Genomic DNA, 20,177 nt, shown 5'->3' with positions numbered 1-20,177 from the left:
TGGCCGCTTACCTTGCCGCTTAGGGCCGCTTGTGGCCGCGCAGCGGCCATAAGCCTCCGCTCCCGTGTCAGCTCTAAATATCGGCTACATCGCGCAGCCGTACGCCGGAGAAGTTGGCCGCACTCAATGCATCAAACATCGCGCGGTCGCAGATAGGAGGGGCTCCCATGCGATCCTGGCGGAAGATATGGGCGTCTCCCACAACATCCTGTTTGAACACCAAGCTGGCTCCGCCAACGAGGCTATAGAGCTTCTCGTCCTGGCCTGTCTGATAATTGCGGTCGAGCTTGATCCTCACGCGCGAAGCGGCTTCATCCAGGGCGTCGAGTGTGCGCAGCACATTCCCAAGGTAGTACTGAGGACCGGGGCTGCCGTCAGCAAGGCTGAAGTCGCATGCCACAAAGGCAAACGCCTCGGCGTCCAATTGCTCAAACAGTTGCTTCAACGGCTCCGACACAATCCATAGGCCAGCGAGCTCTTCCAGATCGCGTGGCATTCCGCCTTTCTCCGGTACATGAACCAGGTGCGGACGCTCCGGATACTGATCTGGCATTCCATTCGGACGCGAGACGACATTCATCCCCGGATCGATCAGCTTCTGTTCGTTGCCAATTTCTATGCCGGGAACCCTGCCGTTTCCCAAGAAGCTGGCATCGATCAGGAAAAATTTTCCCTTATGCGATGCGGCTTCGCCTGACACTTCAATGGCGGTGGGTTCGGTCACGGTGGGTTCCATCATGGATGTGGGCGCAGAACGGGAATGCAGGTGCGCCGATGCTAACGGGGCTTTAACGCAGCCACAAGTTCCGTCGAAATGCTGCCTGTGATACTTGATCCGCTTGGCGGTTTTCGGCCAGGAGCGGACGAGCATCGGACCAAGCTCTTGTATTGCAGGCTGTACCAGACCATGCCAACTTCAGCGAACGAAATCTCAAGTTGAATGAACTTCATAAGCGACGTTAATGAAGGATCATCCGAGATGATTGTGATGGAGCCGCCGCTTTAGTTGCTAAAGGCACAGGCGTCCGCTTAGATCTGTTAAAAACTGAGCCGGGTATTGGGAATAAGAATGCCTCTGATGGTCCTGCGACAAGATCACAAGCCCAGAGATGTGCATAAGCCCAGTTCAGCTGATTTGACGTGTCACGAGGGAGATGTGTTGTGCTGTACGCAAGACATCATCGACATAAAACTTGAGAAGATAGGATCATGACCCAGCCGCATTCAACACGCCCGCCCGCTTACGCACCGAAGACTCGGTATACACCTGCGATGAAGCTTCTCTTTACGTTGGGCCTTGCAACGTTATGGGCTAGCGCCCAAGCCGCTAGTTTTGATTGCAACAAGGCCGCGGGCATTACGGAAAGGTTGATCTGTAGCGATGCCGAGACATCCGCGCTGGATGGAAAATTGCAAGGCGCCTATGAAACAGCACTAGCCGCAACCGATGCCTATGGCAAGAAAGAGTTGGCTAAAGAACAGCGCAACTGGATCAAATACGCTCGTGACATTTGTGAAGACAGCGCCTGCCTGCAGCAAACATACACAGCCCGCATCGCCATGCTGGCGCGTAATGAGGAACATATTGCCAATGGCGAGCTGTACTCAGACTGCAAGCTGCCGGGCAACCAAACCGTTAGTGGCGAATGCGTGAATGTTGTGCCGATTCGTGATCCCAACTCCCGTGTTGAATCGTTCAACCAATCGTTGGCGCATCAGAAGCAAAACGGCCGGATCATTGGTTGTAGCCGGCTGATTGATCTACCGGTTGGCGTCGCCGGGAGTAATCACAGTTTTGGCGGCTCCTGCGTATTGCAGGAAGGTACGCAGCGCAAGAACGTGCGGATCTGCAACGACGATATGTTCGGGCATTTCCAAGTCGAGCCGTCCACGCCACAGGATGCCTCAGACAAGCGCCTGGTCGACTTTATTTACGCGCAATGCTATGGCGGTTGACGGTAAGCGCCCGGGCTTATCCGTGATTTTGTATGCGGGGCATATCGAAATCGTGGGCTGACACCATTGTTAAAGGGTTGAAGAACGATGTTCGAAATTACTGGCGCACAAGTCGCCGACCTCAATGACGCCGATCTGCGAACACTCGTCGCACGTCTCGCCTCGGCAGAATTGCGGGCGCAGGGTTGCCCCAGTTCGTCGGTAACCTCTGGCGGCAATCAGGATGCGGCCGATGGCGGGCTTGATGTCCGGGTCGAGTGCCCGTCCGCACTGCCGAGGCCGGATTTCGTGCCGCGCCAGCACACAGGGTTTCAGGTAAAAAAGCCCGACATGCCGGCGAGCGCAATCCGCGATGAGATGCGTCCTCGCGGCGTACTACGGCCGGTCATCGCCGAACTCGCCGTTCGCTCCGGCGCCTACATCATAGTCAGCGCGCAAGGATCGGTCGCAGACAAGCCGCTGAGCGATCGTCGCGATGCGATCCGGGCGCAGCTCGACGATCTGCCTGAGGCCGGGCAGTTGCATAGCGACTTCTACGATCGCGACCGGCTGGCGACATGGGTCAATCACTATCCCGGAATCGCCGCTTGGGTCCGCACGCGGCTCGGCATCGGTATGTCGGGCTGGAGCAGCATCGGCGATTGGTACGGCGTCGGCGTGAGCGAGGAGACGCCCTATCTCTTCAACGAGAAGGCCTGCCTAACCGATGAAAGAACGAGCGACCGCGAGCAACTCACCATCGGCGAGGGTATCGCCCGGCTTCGCGTCTCTCTGACCAAAGCTCGCCAATGTATCCGGTTGATCGGCTTGTCCGGCCTCGGAAAGACTCGTCTCGTGCAGGCACTGTTCGAGGAAGGTGTGGGCGAGGAGCCGCTCGATCCGGGGTTAGCCGTCTATACCGACTATTCGGCGGAGACTGACCCGACAGCACGGGACATGGCGCGCCAGTTGGTGATCGCAAGACGACGCGCGATCCTAATCGTCGACAACTGTAACCCGGCGACGCACAGCGAACTGGCCCGCATCTGTTCGGAAGCAGGGAGCCAAGTCAGTCTATTAACTGTCGAATAAGATGTTCGCGACGACGAGCCCGAGCGTACCGAGGTCTTTCGCCTGCAATCAGCATCGCCCGAAATGGTGGAGCAGTGGCTGGAAAAGACCTTCCCCAATGTGACGCAGGTCGACCGGCGAACCATATCGGAGTTCAGCGACGGAAACTTCCGCGTGGCGCGCGCTCTCGCCGACACGCTCGGAAAAGGCGAAACCCTGGGAAAGCTCAAGAGCCGCGACCTCTTCGAGCGGATTTTTCATCAGCGCAACGAGCCTGACCGGGATCTGCTTTCCGCTGCCGAAGACCTTGCCCTGCTCTATTCGATTGATGGCGAGGACACTTCGGAAGGAGGTGAACTTGCGCGGGTCGCCGCTATTCGCGGTGTTCCAGTGGCGGCGATATATGCGGCGCTGAACGCGCTTCGACAGCGGCGGATCGCGCAGCTGCGGGGACGGTGGCGCGCTATCCTGCCGCATGCGATCGCCAACCCGCTCGCCGGGTTCGCCCTTGAACGCATACCGCCAGCCGATTTCGATCGCTTCTGTGCGTCGCTTACAACGCGGATGCAGAAGTCCCTTTCGCGCCGCCTCGGCTATCTGCACGACAGCGCCGAGGCGCGGGCCGCGGTCGAGCGCTGGCTCCGTGCCGACGGGCCACTCGGCGATCTTGCGGCATTGGGAGAAGACGGCCGTCAGATCATCGCCAACATCGCCCCGGTCGAGCCCGAAGCCGTACTCGTGAGGATCGAGCGAGATATTGCTGGCCCAAATGGCGGCGAGATACTTGATCCGCAGTCGAACAACCGGTGGCAATGGATGCGGTTGATCAAGCTCCTCGCTTACGATCCGCCGCTGTTTGACCGCGCGGCAACCTTGCTTGCGCGGTTCCTTTCCGCTGAATCGCCCCACCACCGCCACAACTCAGCATCGGACATGTTCGCCGAGCTCTTTCACCTACACCTGTCCGGCACCAAAGCTCTGCCAGATCAGCGGCGAGCGCTCGTTCGCCGGTTCGCAAAATCGGGGGATCCGGCTTTGGTGCGCTGTGTCGGCGTCGCCCTCGATGCGCTGCTGAAGGCGCACCATTTCAGTTCATCCAGCGACTTCGACTTCGGCGCCCGGTCACGGGACTATGGCTGGCACCCGCCGACCTATGGTGACATCTGGGCCTGGTACAACGGCGCGGTCGACCTGGCGGTGGAGCTCTCGCCAATGATCAAGAACGCAAGAGACCACCTTGCCCACAGCGTAAGAGGGCTTTGGCGCATCGGCGCCTGCCATGATGCGCTCGAACGGGCAGCGACCCACTTTTCTTCCGAGCGACCTTGGATCGAGGGGTGGATCGGCTTCCGCACAGCGCTGCGCTTCGAGGGCGACGCGATGCCGGATGAGGTGCGCGCCCGTCTCGTAGCGCTCATCGAACGCCTGAAACCCACCGATCTTCTCCATCGGGCCCGTGCGGTCGTACTTGGGCGCAGCAGTTTCGGTTGGGATGTGGCTGATGGCGATGCGGATGACGGCGACGTCATAAAACCCTATGAACGCGCCTCCCAGCTGGCGAAAGAGATCGGCACCGCACTCGCGCACGACCCGGAGACGCGCGCTGTCTTCATCGCCGAACTGCTAGTCGAACAAAATCCGCAGCGCGCCTATGAATGCGGCATTGGCCTGTCGGATGGTGCCGCCGATCTTGGTGCAATGTGGCGGGAACTGCTGGACCTCTTCTCCGCCGCCGAGGCGGACAGCCGGAATGCGACGGTGCTGGGCGGGTTTATCCATGACGCGCACGCCAAGGATTCGGCCTTTGCCAACGCTACGCTAGAGGATGTGATCCAGAATCCCGATCTCGCCGCGAGTCTGCCGTATCTTCAGGCGCGTGTTGCTATCGATGCCCAAGGCATAGCGCGGCTTCGGCGTGCGATCGAACGTGGCGTCCTTTCGGCGCGGAATTTTCAAAGCATCGCCAATGGCAGTGTCGGGGAGTCTCCACCCGACGCGCTTGGCCCGCTGCTCACCGACATCGGCAATCTAGCCGACGGCGTCGAGATCGCGCTCGATATATTGCACATGCACTTCTACCGCGATCAGGAAGAAGGCCGTCAACGCGCGCCATCCTTGATCGCTGTTGGCCGTGAACTGCTACTGCGCGCTGACTTCGGAAAGACGCAGTCGCTACGCGATTTTGGGCTGCATACCGTTATTCGGGTCTGCTGCGCCGGACCTGATGGAGAGGCGACATTGCGGGAAATCTGCGCTCGCGTTCGGGCCGGACTGGAGACCGCCTATCTCTCGTCGTACGATCTTGGTTATGTCCTCAAGGCGATCTTCGAGACCCATCCCCTGATCGCACTCGACGAACTCCTGCTCCCCGAACTCGGGCCGAGCAATCGGAGGCTGTTTGAGGGGGACTTCGGGTCTGGCACGCCGGAGGAAGATGTCGGCGCCGAGACCCTTGTTCTGTGGGCGAGTATCGATCCGGATCGGCGCTATCCGCTGCTCGGGGAAAGCATCCCCATGTTCAAGCGGCAGCAGGGCGAAGAGGAGAATGGTGTCTCCACGCTCTTCCTGGAAATATTGGGCCACGCGCCAGACAAGCGGGCGTTCCTCGGTGATATCCGGTCGCGGCTGCATCCGCGCAGCTGTAGCGGCTCGCTCGCCGATATCTTGGTTCGGCGTCACGCGGCTATCACAACGCTGGGTGACAATGCAGGAGGCGAGGTTCGGCAATGGGTCACTGACATGCTGCCCGAACTCGAACGCTGGATCGAACATGAGAGCAAGCGCGATCGGGAAGGCGAGCAGAGTTTCGAATAGCTGCTGATCCGTGCGTCCCGAGGTAGGCTCTGACGCCGATCGCGGCTTTCGCGGAGTCTTAGGCCAGGTCCGCCGCCCTTCGCATTTCTTCCTGACGGCTTCGCGCTGGGCGAATGGCCGGTTTAGGCACACCGCTGCCAAACGGCTGCTTCGGGTCGAAAGGCGTCCCTCGTTGACGACTTCCCTCATCACCCAGAAACCGCCGCGATAAACTCGCTATTCAAACGGAGGCACGAACATGAAGCCACGAGTTACCGTTATCACCCTGGGCGTTAAAGATCTTGACGTGTCGTTGAGCTTCTACCGGGATGGGTTAGGCCTTTCCAGCGACGGCATTGTAGGCAGGGAATTCGAGCACGGCGCCGTTGCGTTTTTGGATTTGCAGTCCGGCGTGCGCTTGGCGCTTTGGCCGCAGAGCAGCATTTCTCATGACACAGGATTGACGACAGTGCCGTTCAATCCGACCCAGATGACGCTGGGTCACAATGTCTCATCAAAAGTCGAAGTGGACACTGTCATGGCTCAGGCCGGTGCGGCAGGGGCAACGATTGTCAAGCCACCGCATGAAACGTTCTGGGGGGGGTACTCGGGGTACTTTCAGGACCCCGACGGACATCTCTGGGAAATTGTCTGGAATCCGCAGTGGTTAGAGTGAAAGCTGATCTGGCGCGGCAACTGAACTGCCGGCCAAAGTAGGCGCCGCCAAGGACGGCAATGGGTCGGAAGACGTCGGCGGAAAGCGACGGCCTCGGTCAGGATTCGCAGACCCAGGCGATGGGCACGTCGTCTGCGGCAAACTGCACGGACGGCCAATAGCCATCCATGAACCAGGTCGCGTCGCGCGCCGCCAGGTGCAGCACGTAGCCGCCGTCGGTCGAGACGACCAAGTCCGATGGGACGAAGTGTTCAAGGAACGCCGCCGGGGGATCGTCGGGCTCGCCGCCGTCGCGCCCCGCGCGCCAGAGGAAATGCAGCGCCGCGTTGCGGTGCGCGGCCAAAACTTGGGCAGTCGAGCAGGCTCGCGCCAGCAACGGCGCCGCCGCCTGCGGACCGGCCGCAAGCAACGCCACGCGCAGCCGGCCACCGTCTGCGGTTGCACAGTCCAACCAAGTTTCCTGAGCAGGAATATCGTCGTGGGTATACGCCTTCAGATCGGGCGGCATAGGGGGCTGCGCAGGCGGTTGCATACGGCGTTACGCCAGTAGCGCCGCCATGGCGCGGCCCGCAATCATGTCTTCGAACAAAGCCGCGAGATTCGGGGCAACGTCGCGCGTGTCCTCGAATTCCGGTTCGATGCCGTGCACGATGCGGCCCGAGTCGCGTTCTATGGCCAGGAATTCGTACGCGCCGGCAACGCTCATGTAGATCGGCGTGTGCTGTTGCCAGAAGTCCAGGACCGCCTGCCGGCCGGCGTCGTCCAGTGCGGCCTCCAGGCTGATATCGCGCAGGGTGTGCCAGGGAAAGGCGCTGTCCGCCGTGCCGTCATGGTCGGCTGCGCTCAGGAACCAGCGTGTCTGGTCCGCGTTGTGCAATTCGGTGAATGTCGCCAGGAAAGCGCCATAGCCGTGCGCGTCGCGCGGCGCGGCCGCTGGCGTCGAGGTGGGCGTGGTCCGCAGCACCGTCCAGCCACGAGCGGCGAGGTGATCCAGGAAGCGTTGTGGCTGCGATGTCATGTCGGTTTCCTCGGATGGGGTATCGATGATATTGCAGTCTGACGCTTTGTTTAAACGCTTTGTTTATGACGCGCGTGGTCAAAAGAAAACACGAACTCCCCGCCCAAGGTTGACCAAACTAGGGCATCCCCGCCCGGTATCTCTTTGTTACGCCAATCTCCTCCCTGCGGTATGCTACTGACCGCCATAGATCTAGAGTGAGGAGAAAAACATCATGACGAATACCCCCCGTAGCGCGGTCCGCCGTGCCTTGTTGCAGGGCGCCGTGGCGCTGGCCGCTACCTTGCCGTTTGGTGCGCCCGCGCTGGCGCAGGCGACCGATTTCCCGACGAAGCCGATTCGCTTTGTTGTGCCTTACCCGCCTGGCGGTCCGCTGGACACCATGGCCCGCATGTTGGCCGAGAAGGTGCGCGGTTCGCTGGGTCAGCCCGTGATCGTGGAAAACCGCTCGGGTGCGGGTGGCAACATTGGCGCCGACCTGGTGGCCAAGGCGCCGGCAGATGGCTACACGCTGGTGATGGGCGCGGTGGCCACGCATGCGATCAACCCGTGGTTGTTCGCGAACCTGCCCTACGACCCGGTCAAGGATTTTGCGCCGGTGACGATCGTGGCGTCGGTGCCGAACGTGTTGGTGATGAACGTTGAGTTCGCCGACAAGAACAAGATCAAGACCCTGGCCGACCTGATCGACTACGCCAAGAAGAATCCGGGCAAGCTGAACTACGGTTCGGGCGGCAACGGCAGCGCGGGCCATCTGTCGGGCGAGCTGCTGAAGGCGCGTGCCGGCATCAACGTCGAACACATTCCTTACCAGGGCGCGGCGCCCGCGCAGTTGGCGCTGTTGTCGGGTCAGTCGGATTTCATGTTCGACAATCTGGCGGCGTCGGCGCCGTTGATCAAGGACGGCAAGGTGAAGGCGCTGGCGGTGACGACGGCCAAGCGTTCCTCGTTGCTGGCGGATGTGCCGACGGTTGAAGAGTCGGGCGTGAAGGGCTTTGATCTGGGCACGTGGTTTGGCGTGTTCACGACGGGTGGCACGCCCGCGCCGGTGGTGGCCAAGCTGAACAAGGCGTATGCCGATGCGATGCAGCAGCCGGATGTGAAGCAACGCCTGTTGACGATGGGTTCGGAAGCTGCGCCGATGACGCCGGAAGCCTTTGCTGACTTCGTGAAGAGCGAGAAGTCGAAGTACCAGGAAATCGTGAAGATTTCTGGCGCGAGCTTGAATTGATGGGTCGTTGATTCAACGCGACAGCAGTTTTGGGGGCAGCGTGAGCTGCCCCCTTTCATTTATGGCGTACGGATCTACGGCGTGCTCATCTACGCCGCCCCTATCGCCGGTCTACCCGTTCCCGGCCGATCCCGTTTCCGCACCCCAACTTCCCCCGCCTACATCTTGCAATCCGCCGCGTGCACATCGGTGTGGTCGCGCGCCAGCACCTTCAGGTTTTTGTAGACCAGCTTGCCGTCGCTGCCAGGCTCGATGTGCAGCAGATACCAGTCCTGAACCGGATGTTGATTCGGTCCGAACTTGAACTTGCCGCGCACGCTGGGGAAGTCCGCCTTGCGTAGCGCATTGCGAAAATCGTCCGGGCGACCGCTGATGTCGCCATTCACGGCTTTCAGGGCCGAGGCGATCAGGTTGGCGGTGTCGTACGCCTGTGCTGCATACGCAGTGGGCGGGCGGTTGTAGGCCTTGGTGAACGCCTGCACAAAGTGCTTGTTCTGCGCGTTGTCCAAGTCGGCGCTCCATAGCGAACTCAGATAAAAACCCTTGCTGGCCGTGCCCGTCGCGGCCAGCATGCGGTCGTCCATCGAGTAGATCGGCGTAATCATTTTGATCTTGTCCGACAGCCCCGAGTTGGCGAATTGCTTGGTCAGGTTGATGCCCGCACCGCCCGGGTGAAACTGAAAAATCGCGTCGGGATTCAACGAGCGGATGCGCGCCAGCTCTACCGAAAAGTCCGACTGGTCCAGCTTGGTGTAGATCTCTTCCGCAATCTCGCCCTTGTACGCGCGCTTGAAACCGGCGACCGCGTCACGCCCGGCTTGATAGTTGGGCGCCATGACGACGACGCGCTTCACGCCCAGTTCGTTGGCGGCGATGCCGGCCGTGTCGGCGTAGGAATCGTTCTGGAATGCGACCGCGAAATAGTTCTGGTTGCAGGCTTTGCCCGCGTAGTTTGACGGCCCCGCGTTCAAGCTGACATAGAAGCCGCCCGCGTTCAGCACCGTGGGGCCAACGGCCGCCATCACGTTCGAGAAGTTGACGCCCGTGAACAGGCGCACGCCGTCCTGCACCATCTTGTCGGCGGTCTGCTTGGCGTTGGCCGGCTTTAGCGCGTCGTCTTCCACGCGCACGTTGACGGGCACGCCGCCCAGTTTGCCGCCGCCTTCCTTCACGGCCAGCATGAAGGCGTCGCGCTCGTCTTCGCCGATGTAGCCGGCGGGGGTGGACAAGGTGCCGATGAAACCGATGTCCAGCGGCTTGCCTTGCGCGCCGGCGGCGCATGCCGTCAGCGTTAACGCCAGGGCGGCGGCGCCCCGTAGGATGTGGCTTGTCATGGTTGTCTCCCAGTGGTGCTGCGGTGTTTTTGCTTTGTATTGATATGCCCTAAGTGGACGCCAGGCAGCCTTCCACCTTCCAGCCATACAGCCACTGCAACGCGTCATAGAACTGCGACTGGCTGCGGCCCGTCCACAGCGTGTTGCGCACGGTGCGTTCCACACCGCGCGCGTGATACAGCCTGCCCATCTCGCGCGTGGACCACACGACACGCGCGCTGCGCGGAATGCGCACCGATTCGTACAGGCGGAACGCGGCGTCCAGATCGTCGCCGCACTGTTGCACCGCGACCCCCAGCGTGACCGCGTCTTCCAGCGCCATGCAGGCACCTTGCGCCATGTATTGCGTCATGGGATGCGCCGCGTCGCCCAACAAGGTGACGCGGCCCTGGCCCCAATGCGCGACCGGTTCGCGGTCGGCGGTGGCCCAGCGCTTCCAGGACGTGGGCCGATCCAGCATCTGGTGTGGACGCGGGTGAATGCCTTTGAAGTACGACAGCACCTCTTGCTTGCTGCCTTCGCGCACGCCCCATTCCTCTTGTTCGCGGCTGTGAAACGTCACGACCAGGTTGTATTGCTGCCCGCCGCGCAAGGGGTAGTGGACCAGGTGGCAGTGCGGCCCGGCCCACAGCACGGGCGCGTTGATGCGTAGTTCGTCTGGCATGTTCTCGCGTTCGACGACGGCGCGGTAGACGACGTGGCCCGTGACGCGCACCGGGTCGCCCACCGTCTGCGCGCGGATGACGGACTTCACGCCGTCCGCGCCCACCAGCGCGTCGGCGCGATAACGGTTGCCGTTTGTGTCCACCACTTCCACGCCTTGCGCGTCTTGCGACATTGCGGCGATTTGCGTCGACGTACGAAACCGGATCAGCGGGTTTTGCTGCACGGCTTCAAGAATGGACAGGTGAATGTCGGCGCGATGGATCACGGCATATGGCCCGCCGAAGCGCGCACGAAAGGCGTCGCCCGTGTCGATGCGCACGACTTCTTTGGCGTCGACGGCGTCCATCATGATGATGTGGTCGGTGAAGACGGCGCGTGCCCGTGCGGTCTCGCCCACGCCCAGCGCGTCCAGCGCCGCGAACGCGTTGGGCCCCAGCTGTATGCCCGCGCCGATTTCGCCAATGTGCGCGGCCTGTTCCAGCAGTTGTACGGCGATGCCTTGCCGCGTCAGCGCCAGCGCGGCGGCCAGGCCGCCGATGCCGCCGCCCACCACGATCACGGATCGCGTCGGCTTGGCAGAAAGTGAAGATGCGTTCATGTTGGCTCCCGCGGGATCAATCCTGGCCGCCCAGGAAGGCGCCTTGGTGTTTCAGTTGCGCTTGCAGCGCCGCGATGGAAACGTTGCCCGGCGCGATGCCGTCGCGCAGCGCCATTGCCGCCGCCGTGCCCGCGGCTTCGCCCATGACGAAGCAACTGCCGCTGACGCGCGCGGCCGACTGGCCCTCGTGCGTCATTGACGCGCAGCGGCCCGCCACCAGCACGTTGTCGGCCACGCCGGGCCCGCGCTTGGGCACCATCATGCGAAACGGCAGCTGGTTGTAGCCGCGCGATTCTGGGATGGGCGGCCACACCCATTTGACGTCGCCCGCCGTGTGCATTTCCAGGGGCCAGCCGTTCACGCCGATGCTGTCTTCGAAGTCGGCGCAGCCCAGTACGTGTTCCTGCGTCAGCACGGCTTCGCCGACGATGCGACGCGTTTCGCGGATGCCCAGCTGTGGCGCGATGTCCAGCACGTAAGCCTGTTCAAAGCCCGGGACCTTGGCGCGTAGAAAGGCAAGGTACTGCATGATCTGGCGGCGGCCTTCCAGCTCGCCTGCCGACAGCGAGCCCGCGTCGGTGCCGTCGGCCGCGCTGCCATCGGCATTGGCCAGCTGCGTGACGTTGACGCGCCATTCGTAGTCGTGCTTTTGCGGGCGGACGATGGCGCCGCGCCGGGGGAAGGTGAACTCGCCGCTGGCGGCGGCTTCGTCCATCAGCAGGGGTATCGTCTTCCACGCTTCCTGCGCCCGCGCGCTGTCCACGTTGCCCACCTTGAACATCAGCGTGGGGTAAAGCATGTGGCCGTGGGCGTCGCCTTTTTCAAAGGGCAGGCCGCCCCATTGCGCGATGTCGGCATCGCCGGAACAGTCGATGAAGACCTTGGCGCGTACCGCGCAGCGGCCGGACTTGGTTTCCAGGAACAGGGCGTCGACGCGGCCGCGTTCGTCGCGTGTCAGCCCCGTGGCCAGGGCGTGGAACAAGATCTGCGCGCCGCTGTCTTGCACCATGCCGTCCGCCGCGCACTTGAAGGCGGATATGTCGTAGGCCTGGGCGTGGATCTTGCCCAGGATCAGGTGCGGATCATTCAATCCGTCCATCGCGCGCATGCGGTCCAACAATTCGTCGGTCATGCCGTGCACTACCTGGCGGATGTCGCCGTGGATGTTGGCGTGCAGGCCGCAGAAGTTGGATACGCCGGCGGCGGTGCCCATGCCGCCCAGGAAGCCGTAGCGTTCCACCAGCAGCACGCGCGCGCCGTTGCGGGCAGCGCTGGCGGCGGCCAGCACGCCGGCGGGGCCGCCGCCTAGCACCACAACATCAAATTCGCCATACAGCGGGACCTGGCGGGCGGGTTCGGTAATGACCATCGAAAATCTCCTTGCTTGTATTGCTGCGCGGCGCGTTGCGCCACCCTGCGTTGCGCCACCCTGCGTTGCGCCACCCTGCGTTGCGCCACCATGCTGTGCGCCACCCTGCGTTGCGCCACGAATTACCGCTTACTGGCCCTTGATGCCCAGCTTCTTGATCAGCGGTTCCCAGCGCTTGAGTTCGTCGTCCATGTAGGCGCGAAACTCAGCGGGAGTGCTGCCCACCGGGTCCATGAATTGCGCTTGCAGCCGCTTGGCGACTTCCGGGTCGCGTATGGCCTGGATCAACGCATCCGACAGCTTTTTCTGAATGTCGGCCGGCACCTTGGACGACACCACGAAGCCAATCCATGCCGACCCCTCAATGCCCGGCACGCCCACTTCCGCCAAAGTCGGAATGTCGGGCAGCAAGGCAGAACGCTTGGACGACGTCACCGCCAGCGCCTTCAAGCGGCCGTCTTTCACCATCGGCATGACGGCAATGGGCGGCAGCGCGGCAAACTGCGTGTCGCCCGACAACAGAGACGTCAACGCGGCGGGCGACGACGGATAGGGCACGTGCGTGGCGCGCGCACCGATCTGTTGCAGCAGCAGTTCAACGGCCAGGTGCGACACCGTGCCGGCGCCCGGCGACGGGAAGTTGTACTTGTCCGGATTCTTCTTCAACGCCTCCAGCAGCTGCCCCACGTTGGCGATGCCGGCGGACGCGGGCACCACCAGCACGTTGGGCTGATGCACGGCCAGCGTCAGCGGCGACAAATCGGTGGCGGGCGCATAGGGCAGCTTGTCGAACAACAAGGTGTTGTTCACCAGCGGGCCGGTGATGGACACGCCGAAGGTGTACCCGTCGGGCTTGGCGTTGGCGATGGCGAAGGTGCCGATGTTGCCGCTGGCGCCGGGCTTGTTTTCAATGACGATGGTTTGCCCCAGGATGGCGCCGGCCTTCTCGCCGACAATGCGCGCCACCTGGTCCGGGCTGGACCCGGGCCCAAAGGGCACGATGGCCTTGAGCGGTTGGGCGGGCCAGGCATCGGCTGCCTGGGCGGACGTCAGCGGCGCGGCGGCGGACAGGGCCAACAGACCCATCAGGCCCCGGCCCAATGCGCGCGTCAGGCGTTGGGGCAACAACTTAGTCATGCGTGTCTCCCACGTTTTTCATGGTGTTGAAATAGGTTTGTTCGTTGGCGATGAAGGCGGCGACCATTGCGCGATACGTTGCGTCCACCACCTGTTCCAGGTTGGCAAAGCCGCGGTTGTGGCGCGTGGCCAGCGCGCGCGCCTTGTCAAAGACCTGCGCCTGACGCGCGGGTGCGCTGACCTGGAAGGTGTCGCGCTTGAAGCGCGCGGCATCTTTCACGTACATCGCGCGCTCGGCGATCAAGCGGACGATCTCGTCGTCCAGGCGATCGATGTTGGCGCGCACATCGGCCAGCGTGGCGCACAGCGGCTGGTAGGCGGGGTCGGTGTATTCGCGCAGGGGCGCGCCTTGGGTGTCGGGCTCTTGCATGGGCTTGGTCATTGCGTGTAGTCGGGTTGGCGCGCGGGCGCGGCTTGCTGGAAGGCGGGTTGCGCGTTGCAGTGGTCGTAAACGCGCAGGATGCGGGCATACGGCGACAGGTCGCAGCCCATCCGCTGCGCATTGGCCACTTGCGGCACCAGGCAGCAATCCGCCAGCGTGGGCGCGTCACCAAAGCAATACGCACCCTGGCCATGGCGTGCCAGCAATTGCTCGACCGCGCCCAGCCCTTCCTTGATCCAGTGGTGATACCAGTCGTTCTTTTGCGCGTCGGTTGCGCCCAGCACGTCTTGCAGGTAGCGCAGGATGCGCATGTTGTTGACGGGATGGATATCGCACGAGATGGCAGCCGCCAGTTCCAGCACGCGGGCGCGCGCCAGGGTATCGGTGGGGATCAGGCGCGGCGTGGGATGCGTGGCGTCCAGGTAGTCGATGATGGCAAGCGACTGCGACAGCTGGACGTCGCCATCGGTCAGCAGCGGCACGCCGGCCGACGGGTTCTGCGCAACGTAGTCGGGCGCGCGCTGTTCCTGCTTGCGCAGGTTCACGGGCACGTGGTCGTAGGGCAGGCCCTTGAGCGCCAGCGCGATGCGCACGCGGTACGACGTAGAGCTATTGAAAAAGCTGTGCAGTTGCATGTGGCCTCCTGGTCAGACCATCTTTACGCTGAGTGTGCCCAGCCCATCCACGCCGCCCAGCATCTGGTCGCCGCGCACGACGGGGCCGACGCCTTCGGGTGTGCCGGTGTAGATCAGGTCGCCCGGCTCCAGCCGGAAGTAGCGGGACAGGTAGGCCACGGTCTCGGCCACAGACCAAATCAGCTTGCCGATGTCGCTGCGTTGCTTGTCGGTGCCGTTGACCTGTAGCCAGATGCCGGCCTGTTCGATGCCGCTGCTCGATGCCGCCGGATGCAGCGGGCCGATGGGCGCGCTGCGGTCGAATGCCTTGCCCAATTCCCAGGGGCGGCCGGCTTCGCGCATTTTCATTTGCAGGTCGCGGCGCGTCATGTCCAGGCCCACGGCGTAGCCCCAGACATGTTTGTGCGCGTCGTCCACGGCAATGTCGGCGCCGCCTTGGCCAATGGCCGCGACGAGTTCGATTTCGTAATGCAGGTTGGCGGTTTCGGGGGGGTAGGGCAGGCTCAGCGTCTGGCCCTCTGCAACCGGCACGACGGCGTCGGCGGGCTTGCAGAAGAAGAAGGGCGGTTCGCGGTCGGGGTCAAAGCCCATCTCGCGCGCATGGGCGGCGTAGTTGCGGCCGACGCAGTAGACGCGGCGTACGGGAAACGTGTCCTGGCTGCCGGCGATGGGCACGGCAACGGGCGCGGGGGGAGCAAACACGAAAGGCATGAATCACCCTGGAAAGACGGAAGGGGAAAGAAAAAAGGGAAAAGGGAAACGCAAAGGGGATGCAACGGAAATGCAAAGCGCAAGGCGCAGGGTTCAAACCCCACTGCGCAATCACCGCGCTGGCACCGCGCTGGCACCGCGCGCCCGGGATCAGCCGATGCGTTCTTCGCGCCACACGCCCAGCGCGTCCTGCACCGGGCGGTCGGAATAGCTGAACAGCGTGGCGTCATCCAGCGCGGCCAACTGCACCGGCATCCACGACGGCGCGACGAACACGTCTCGCGGACCGAAGTGGAATTCTTCGTCGCCGATACGCGCGATGCCCCGGCCTTCCACCACGCTGTACACGGTGGAATCGGTGCTGCGATACGCCTTGCCCTGGAAGCCCGCCGGCAGCAGCTGCATGAACGTGGCCATCGTCGGCATGGGGTAGCCGCCCGTGGCCGGGTTCAGGTAGCGCAGCTTCACGCCGTCCCAAGGGTCAAGCTCGCCATGGCGATACAGCGCGTCCAGCGCCTCGCGGCTGCGTTCGTAGGGGTAGTTGAAGATGGGCGATGTGCCGCCGGTGGCTGGGTGGCGCACCGGCGCCATGTTGTGCCCGAAGCGCGCCATGCTGTCGCCTTCGGGACGCGTCACGGGCTGCGCGGCCTGCGGATAGTTTTCGGCAAAGCCCGCATCCAGAAAGCGCAGCAGCGGAATGTCCAGGCCGTCCAGCCAGACGACCGGTTCGCCGCCTTCAATGGTGTCGGCATTGCCGTGGTCGTGCCAGGTCCAGGACGGCGTGATGATGAAGTCGCCCGGGTGCATGGTGGTGCGTTCGCCGTTGACGGCGGTGTAGGCGCCGCGCCCTTCCACGATGAAACGCAGTGCCGACTGCGTGTGGCGGTGGCTGGGCGCCACTTCACCCGGCAAGATCAGTTGCAGCCCGGCGTACAGGCTTTGCGTGATGCTGGCTTGCCCGGGCAGGCCGGGGTTTTCCAGGATCAGCACGCGCCGCACGGCTTCTTCGGCGCTAATCAAGGAGCCGGACGCCATGACGTCGTCGCGCACATCGTCGTATTTCCACAGGGCGGGTACGCAGCGCGGCGAGGGCTGGCGGGGCACCAGGTTATGCAGGGACTCCCACAGCGGAGCCATGTGTTTCTTGGCGATGCGCGCGTAGTACTGCGCACGGTCGGCGCTGGGGTGTGCGCCGGGGGTGTGGCCGTCGGGCATGTTTGTCTCCGGTATGTCCGGCTGAAGCCGGCTTCTACAGGTGGCCGCCACGTGGTTCGCGGCTGGTCCAGATTCGAAGACGATTATGCGTACGCAGCTATGTGTTTTGAAATGAAATTATCTTATTATCCATACGAATAAATATATACATACGAGACAACCTCCCACGCACGAAGGCCTGCATGGACTGGACCCATCGCCTGCGGCTGCGCAACCTGAAGATGCTGTTAAGTCTGGCGCAGACCCGCAACATCAGCCATTCGGCGGCCATGCTGAACACGACGCAGCCCGGGCTGTCGAAGTGGCTGAAAGACCTGGAAGACGACATCGGCCTGCCGCTGTTCGAGCGCCACGCGCGCGGGCTGCGGCCCACGCCGCATGGCGACGTGCTGATTGCGCATGCGCAGCGGCTGGAAGCGCAACTGGATCGCGCGGGCGCCGACATGGCCGCGCTGCGCGAAGGCGGCGGGGGCCGGGTGGTGATCGGGGCATCTGGCGCGTCCGCTTCCGACACCGTGCCGCTGGCCGTGATGAAGCTGTTGGAACGCATGCCGCAAGCGCGCGTGAAACTGGTCGAAGGCACTACCGACCGCCTGCTGGCGCAGCTGGCGCAAGGGGATCTGGATATCGTGGTGGGCCGCTCGGCGCCTGAACACCACGACCCGGCCATTCGCTTTGAAGCCTTGTACCTGGAGCCCATCCACCTGGTGGCGCGCCCGCGCCATCCGCTGTTTGCCATTGAACAACCGAGCTGGCCGGACCTGCTGTCGTACCGCTGGATTCTCTGGCCCAAGGGCACGCCGATCCGCAATGCGGTGGACGCGGCGCTGGCGGCCGCCGGCCAGGCGCCGCCCGCCGATCACGTGGAATCGAACTCGGTCACCATCAACCTCACGCTGATCAACAACAGCGACATGATCAGCGTGGCCTCGCATCGCGCGGCGCTGCGCTTTTCGCAGATGCGCGCGATGCGCATCATCCCCGTGCGCTTGTCGGGCTTTGGTTCGGTGGCGATGTACTGGCGCGAAGACGCGTTCCGCCCGATGGCCGTGCAAGAGGCAATGGCGGCGCTGCGCAACACGGTGGCCGAACACGCACCCGGTGTGACGAGGCCTTGATGACAGCGCCGGGCGCGGGGCTGACAGCGTTGATCGTGCAGTGCCGCAAGGTGGAGGCCGCGCTGGCGGGCTCCGGCGACCCGGCCGCATCGACGGCCATGCATCGCTTTGTGGCCGACATGGACGCGCGCCGCGTGCCGCCCGGCATGTGGTCGCCGCTGGTGTTGTCGGTGTTGGTGATGACGGGCGGGCTGGGCGTCGGGATCGAAGTGCTGAGCCTGCTGCTGCGATCCGCGGGCGCGGCGCTGGCCGCGTTTGCGCTGGTGGCGGTTTGCGCGGGTACGGCGCTGGCGTTGGCGATTGGCGTGGTGATGGTGATGGCCGGCAAGTGCGCGGGCCTGGTGCTGATCAGGCGGCTGGTGCTGGCGCTGATCGCAATTGGCGCGATGGGCCTTGCCGCCTGGGCGCTGGGCGGCGTGCGCGCCGTGGGGCCGGTGGTGGCGCTGCTGGGCGGCTTGGGCGCGTGGCTGGTGGTGAACAGCGCCGCGTTCTACGTGTTCGCGGGATATCGCGTGGCGCTGCGCGTGGTGGCGGGCGGCCACGGCCAAAACAAATAAGCCATCATCGGTGACGGGCACCGTGATGGCTTATGCATGGGCATCCAGGCAACGGATACCAGGCGCTTGGCACCAGGCGCTCTGCGCCAGGCGCCTGGCACTAGGCGCCCTGCGCCCCGCGCCCGGGCCTGGCGCGGCGGGCATCCCCGCCTTGTCGGCTTGCCGGCTTAGCGACCTAGCGCCTTGGCGCCTTAGCGCGATGCGACCGTGTCCGCCGGCACCGGGTTGTCCCAGCCGCCGCCGATGGCACGGATCAGTTCCACTGCCGACCGCGCCTGTTCACCGCTAAGTTGCACGGCAACGCGTTGTTGCAGCAGCACGCTGCGGTCGGCTTCGATCACGTCCAGATAGCTGATCGAGCCTTCGCGGTACTGCGTGTGCGACAGCTTGGCGGCGCGCGCCGAGGCGTCGACGGCGGCGTCCTGCGCCTTGGTCTGGTCGGCCAGGATGCGCAGGTTGGCCAGGTTGTCTTCAACCTCGCGGAAGGCGTTCAGCACCGTTTGGCGATACACGGCCACGTCTTCTTCGTAGACGGCGCGGGCGCGGTCCAGGCCGGCCTGGCGGCGGCCGCCGTCAAAGATCGGCATCGACAACGCGGCGCCCACCAGCGGCCCCAACAGGAACGTGCGGCTGGACCACTGGAACAGGTTGCCCAGGTCGGACGATTCATAGCCAAAGGCACCGGTGATGTCCAGGCGCGGGAAGAACGCGGACTTGGCCGCGCCCACGCGGGCATTGGCGGCGGCCATGGCGCGTTCGGCGGCGGCGATGTCCGGGCGGCGTTCCAGCAGCGTGGACGGCAGGCCGGCGGGAATCGACAGCGCCACCTTCTGGATGGGCTGCGGCGGCATCGTGAAGTCGGACGGTGCGCGGCCCAGCAACACGGCCAGCGCATGTTCGGCGGCGGCGCGGCGGCGGTCGATGCCCAGCGCTTCCGATTGCGCGGATGCCAGCTCGGCCTTGGCGCGTGCCAGGTCCAGTTCGCTGATGTCGCCCGCGTCGTAGCGGCGCTGGATCAGTTGCAGCGTGTCGGTACGCAGCTTGACGGTCTGGCGATACAGCTGAGATTCGGCGTCCTGTTCGCGCACCAGGAAATACGTGGTGGCCACGTCAGCCTGCAAGGCCAGCAGCACCGAGCGGTACAGCGCCTCGCTTTGCTGCGCGTCGGCCGTGGCGGCGTCGGCGGTGGATGCCACGCGACCGAACAGGTCGGCCTCGTACGACACCGCGCCTTGCGCACGCCACGTCGTCACGGGGCTGGTCGACGTGCCATCGGGCAAGCCTTGCGACACGGCGGACGGGCGCTGGCGGTTGGGGCCAAAGGCCGCGTCCAGCGTCGGGAAGAAGCCGGCGCGGGCTTCGCGTTGCAGCGCGCGCGACTGCGCCAGGCGCGCAGCGGCCGCTTGCAGGTTCTGGTTGGCCTGCTGCGCTTCTTCCTGCAATTGATTCAGGCCGTCGTCGCCGAATACCTTCCACCAGGCGCCGCGCAACGCGTCTTCGGACGGTTCGGCGGGCTTCCAGGTGCCGGCCTCGGACGCGGGCAGGGCGGCTTCCTTGAACGCCGCCGGCGCGGCGGCGGACGGCTTTTCGTAGGTGGGGCCCACCGCGCAGCCGGCCAGCACAAGCAGGACGGCAAGCAGGGCGGAACCGCGGGTCAGTCTTTGGATCATGATGAATTCTCTTTGTCGCGCGCCCCGCCCGCTGGGGCAGGGCGCGCTGGCTTCTCTGTGG

19 protein-coding genes are annotated in these 20,177 nt (G+C 63.9%); 7 read left to right on the top strand and 12 right to left on the bottom strand.

From position 1 onward, the window contains the following. Nucleotides 1–73 precede the first annotated feature (73 nt). The gene (locus tag AC0Z35_RS04950) at nucleotides 74–724 is read right to left on the bottom strand and encodes an imm11 family protein (protein ID WP_485131191.1); all 651 of its coding nucleotides are present in this window, start codon (nucleotides 722–724) and stop codon (nucleotides 74–76) included. A gap of 485 nt (nucleotides 725–1,209) precedes the next feature. Here AC0Z35_RS04950 and AC0Z35_RS04945 point away from each other — a divergent pair, with 485 nt between their 5' ends. The 4 genes from AC0Z35_RS04945 to AC0Z35_RS04930 all read left to right on the top strand — a co-directional run bounded on the left by AC0Z35_RS04945 (nucleotide 1,210) and on the right by AC0Z35_RS04930 (nucleotide 6,475). Continuing rightward, complete coding sequence (locus AC0Z35_RS04945) at nucleotides 1,210–1,956, top strand: lysozyme inhibitor LprI family protein (RefSeq protein WP_485131192.1); 747 nt, start codon at nucleotides 1,210–1,212, stop codon at nucleotides 1,954–1,956. Between the two features lie 87 nt (nucleotides 1,957–2,043). Then, entirely contained in the window at nucleotides 2,044–3,027 is a 984-nt protein-coding gene (locus AC0Z35_RS04940) for a hypothetical protein (protein WP_485131193.1), read from the top strand. Nucleotides 3,028–3,090: 63 nt separating this feature from the next. After that, entirely contained in the window at nucleotides 3,091–5,820 is a 2,730-nt protein-coding gene (locus tag AC0Z35_RS04935) for a hypothetical protein (protein WP_485131194.1), read from the top strand. Nucleotides 5,821–6,058: 238 nt separating this feature from the next. After that, nucleotides 6,059–6,475: a VOC family protein gene (locus AC0Z35_RS04930; RefSeq protein ID WP_104141717.1), complete on the top strand. Its 417-nt coding sequence runs from the start codon at nucleotides 6,059–6,061 to the stop codon at nucleotides 6,473–6,475. Between the two features lie 97 nt (nucleotides 6,476–6,572). Here the strand turns inward: AC0Z35_RS04930 and AC0Z35_RS04925 are convergent, their stop codons facing one another. Together AC0Z35_RS04925 and AC0Z35_RS04920 are read right to left on the bottom strand one after the other, a co-directional pair. After that, nucleotides 6,573–6,983, bottom strand: a complete 411-nt coding sequence (locus AC0Z35_RS04925; RefSeq protein WP_485131195.1) for a hypothetical protein — start codon at nucleotides 6,981–6,983, stop codon at nucleotides 6,573–6,575. A gap of 30 nt (nucleotides 6,984–7,013) precedes the next feature. Next, nucleotides 7,014–7,493 (bottom strand): hypothetical protein, encoded by a 480-nt coding sequence (locus tag AC0Z35_RS04920; protein ID WP_485131196.1) that lies wholly within the window; start codon nucleotides 7,491–7,493, stop codon nucleotides 7,014–7,016. A 214-nt stretch (nucleotides 7,494–7,707) separates the two neighbouring features. On the opposite strand from AC0Z35_RS04920, the gene AC0Z35_RS04915 reads away from it, so the two are divergent. Continuing rightward, nucleotides 7,708–8,724 carry a Bug family tripartite tricarboxylate transporter substrate binding protein gene (locus AC0Z35_RS04915; RefSeq protein ID WP_104141720.1) on the top strand — a complete coding sequence of 339 codons (1,017 nt, stop codon included), beginning with the start codon at nucleotides 7,708–7,710 and terminating at the stop codon, nucleotides 8,722–8,724. A 158-nt stretch (nucleotides 8,725–8,882) separates the two neighbouring features. Here AC0Z35_RS04915 and AC0Z35_RS04910 read toward each other — a convergent pair whose 3' ends face one another. The 8 genes from AC0Z35_RS04910 to gtdA all read right to left on the bottom strand — a co-directional run bounded on the left by AC0Z35_RS04910 (nucleotide 8,883) and on the right by gtdA (nucleotide 16,771). After that, a complete protein-coding gene (locus AC0Z35_RS04910) occupies nucleotides 8,883–10,058 on the bottom strand; it encodes an ABC transporter substrate-binding protein (RefSeq protein ID WP_485131197.1) in 1,176 nt (391 codons plus the stop codon). A 49-nt stretch (nucleotides 10,059–10,107) separates the two neighbouring features. Next, complete coding sequence (locus tag AC0Z35_RS04905) at nucleotides 10,108–11,322, bottom strand: 3-hydroxybenzoate 6-monooxygenase (RefSeq protein WP_485131198.1); 1,215 nt, start codon at nucleotides 11,320–11,322, stop codon at nucleotides 10,108–10,110. A 16-nt stretch (nucleotides 11,323–11,338) separates the two neighbouring features. Next, on the bottom strand, nucleotides 11,339–12,691 hold the full coding sequence (locus AC0Z35_RS04900; RefSeq protein ID WP_485131199.1) for an FAD-dependent oxidoreductase: 1,353 nt from the start codon (nucleotides 12,689–12,691) through the stop codon (nucleotides 11,339–11,341). A gap of 129 nt (nucleotides 12,692–12,820) precedes the next feature. Further along, nucleotides 12,821–13,828, bottom strand: a complete 1,008-nt coding sequence (locus AC0Z35_RS04895) for a Bug family tripartite tricarboxylate transporter substrate binding protein (protein WP_485131200.1) — start codon at nucleotides 13,826–13,828, stop codon at nucleotides 12,821–12,823. After that, the gene (locus tag AC0Z35_RS04890; RefSeq protein WP_485131201.1) at nucleotides 13,821–14,210 is read right to left on the bottom strand and encodes a chorismate mutase; all 390 of its coding nucleotides are present in this window, start codon (nucleotides 14,208–14,210) and stop codon (nucleotides 13,821–13,823) included. The genes AC0Z35_RS04895 and AC0Z35_RS04890 overlap by 8 nt, the downstream gene beginning before the upstream one ends. After that, nucleotides 14,207–14,845 (bottom strand): maleylacetoacetate isomerase, encoded by a 639-nt coding sequence (gene maiA, locus AC0Z35_RS04885; RefSeq protein ID WP_485131202.1) that lies wholly within the window; start codon nucleotides 14,843–14,845, stop codon nucleotides 14,207–14,209. The genes AC0Z35_RS04890 and maiA overlap by 4 nt, the downstream gene beginning before the upstream one ends. A 12-nt stretch (nucleotides 14,846–14,857) precedes the next feature. Then, nucleotides 14,858–15,556, bottom strand: coding sequence for a fumarylacetoacetate hydrolase family protein (locus AC0Z35_RS04880; RefSeq protein WP_219991262.1), 699 nt, complete (start codon nucleotides 15,554–15,556; stop codon nucleotides 14,858–14,860). 150 nt (nucleotides 15,557–15,706) lie between these two features. Then, on the bottom strand, nucleotides 15,707–16,771 hold the full coding sequence (gene gtdA / locus AC0Z35_RS04875) for a gentisate 1,2-dioxygenase (RefSeq protein ID WP_485131203.1): 1,065 nt from the start codon (nucleotides 16,769–16,771) through the stop codon (nucleotides 15,707–15,709). 182 nt (nucleotides 16,772–16,953) lie between these two features. On the opposite strand from gtdA, the gene AC0Z35_RS04870 reads away from it, so the two are divergent. Beyond that, entirely contained in the window at nucleotides 16,954–17,889 is a 936-nt protein-coding gene (locus tag AC0Z35_RS04870) for a LysR family transcriptional regulator (RefSeq protein WP_485131204.1), read from the top strand. Beyond that, complete coding sequence (locus AC0Z35_RS04865) at nucleotides 17,889–18,446, top strand: hypothetical protein (protein WP_485131205.1); 558 nt, start codon at nucleotides 17,889–17,891, stop codon at nucleotides 18,444–18,446. Before AC0Z35_RS04870 ends, AC0Z35_RS04865 begins: the two co-directional genes overlap by 1 nt. A gap of 191 nt (nucleotides 18,447–18,637) precedes the next feature. Here AC0Z35_RS04865 and AC0Z35_RS04860 read toward each other — a convergent pair whose 3' ends face one another. Continuing rightward, entirely contained in the window at nucleotides 18,638–20,116 is a 1,479-nt protein-coding gene (locus AC0Z35_RS04860) for an efflux transporter outer membrane subunit (protein ID WP_046803310.1), read from the bottom strand. Nucleotides 20,117–20,177: the final 61 nt, after the last annotated feature.

Source organism: Achromobacter sp. 1L-A-4-B-C2 (genome assembly GCF_057291955.1).
Note: the sequence above shows the minus strand (reverse complement) of the source record. Positions and strands in the feature narration are given on the sequence as shown.

What these genes read in the sequence shown, in the direction of transcription:
- AC0Z35_RS04895 (WP_485131200.1), bottom strand. Translation starts at nt 13,828, where the DNA reads ATGACTAAGTTGTTGCCCCAACGCCTGACGCGCGCATTGGGCCGGGGC.
- AC0Z35_RS04900 (WP_485131199.1), bottom strand. Translation starts at nt 12,691, where the DNA reads ATGGTCATTACCGAACCCGCCCGCCAGGTCCCGCTGTATGGCGAATTT.
- AC0Z35_RS04940 (WP_485131193.1), top strand. Translation starts at nt 2,044, where the DNA reads ATGTTCGAAATTACTGGCGCACAAGTCGCCGACCTCAATGACGCCGAT.
- AC0Z35_RS04945 (WP_485131192.1), top strand. Translation starts at nt 1,210, where the DNA reads ATGACCCAGCCGCATTCAACACGCCCGCCCGCTTACGCACCGAAGACT.
- AC0Z35_RS04905 (WP_485131198.1), bottom strand. Translation starts at nt 11,322, where the DNA reads ATGAACGCATCTTCACTTTCTGCCAAGCCGACGCGATCCGTGATCGTG.
- AC0Z35_RS04915 (WP_104141720.1), top strand. Translation starts at nt 7,708, where the DNA reads ATGACGAATACCCCCCGTAGCGCGGTCCGCCGTGCCTTGTTGCAGGGC.
- AC0Z35_RS04870 (WP_485131204.1), top strand. Translation starts at nt 16,954, where the DNA reads ATGGACTGGACCCATCGCCTGCGGCTGCGCAACCTGAAGATGCTGTTA.
- AC0Z35_RS04890 (WP_485131201.1), bottom strand. Translation starts at nt 14,210, where the DNA reads ATGACCAAGCCCATGCAAGAGCCCGACACCCAAGGCGCGCCCCTGCGC.
- AC0Z35_RS04930 (WP_104141717.1), top strand. Translation starts at nt 6,059, where the DNA reads ATGAAGCCACGAGTTACCGTTATCACCCTGGGCGTTAAAGATCTTGAC.
- AC0Z35_RS04920 (WP_485131196.1), bottom strand. Translation starts at nt 7,493, where the DNA reads ATGACATCGCAGCCACAACGCTTCCTGGATCACCTCGCCGCTCGTGGC.
- gtdA (WP_485131203.1), bottom strand. Translation starts at nt 16,771, where the DNA reads ATGCCCGACGGCCACACCCCCGGCGCACACCCCAGCGCCGACCGTGCG.
- AC0Z35_RS04925 (WP_485131195.1), bottom strand. Translation starts at nt 6,983, where the DNA reads ATGCCGCCCGATCTGAAGGCGTATACCCACGACGATATTCCTGCTCAG.
- AC0Z35_RS04935 (WP_485131194.1), top strand. Translation starts at nt 3,091, where the DNA reads ATGGTGGAGCAGTGGCTGGAAAAGACCTTCCCCAATGTGACGCAGGTC.
- AC0Z35_RS04880 (WP_219991262.1), bottom strand. Translation starts at nt 15,556, where the DNA reads ATGCCTTTCGTGTTTGCTCCCCCCGCGCCCGTTGCCGTGCCCATCGCC.
- AC0Z35_RS04865 (WP_485131205.1), top strand. Translation starts at nt 17,889, where the DNA reads ATGACAGCGCCGGGCGCGGGGCTGACAGCGTTGATCGTGCAGTGCCGC.
- AC0Z35_RS04860 (WP_046803310.1), bottom strand. Translation starts at nt 20,116, where the DNA reads ATGATCCAAAGACTGACCCGCGGTTCCGCCCTGCTTGCCGTCCTGCTT.
- AC0Z35_RS04910 (WP_485131197.1), bottom strand. Translation starts at nt 10,058, where the DNA reads ATGACAAGCCACATCCTACGGGGCGCCGCCGCCCTGGCGTTAACGCTG.
- maiA (WP_485131202.1), bottom strand. Translation starts at nt 14,845, where the DNA reads ATGCAACTGCACAGCTTTTTCAATAGCTCTACGTCGTACCGCGTGCGC.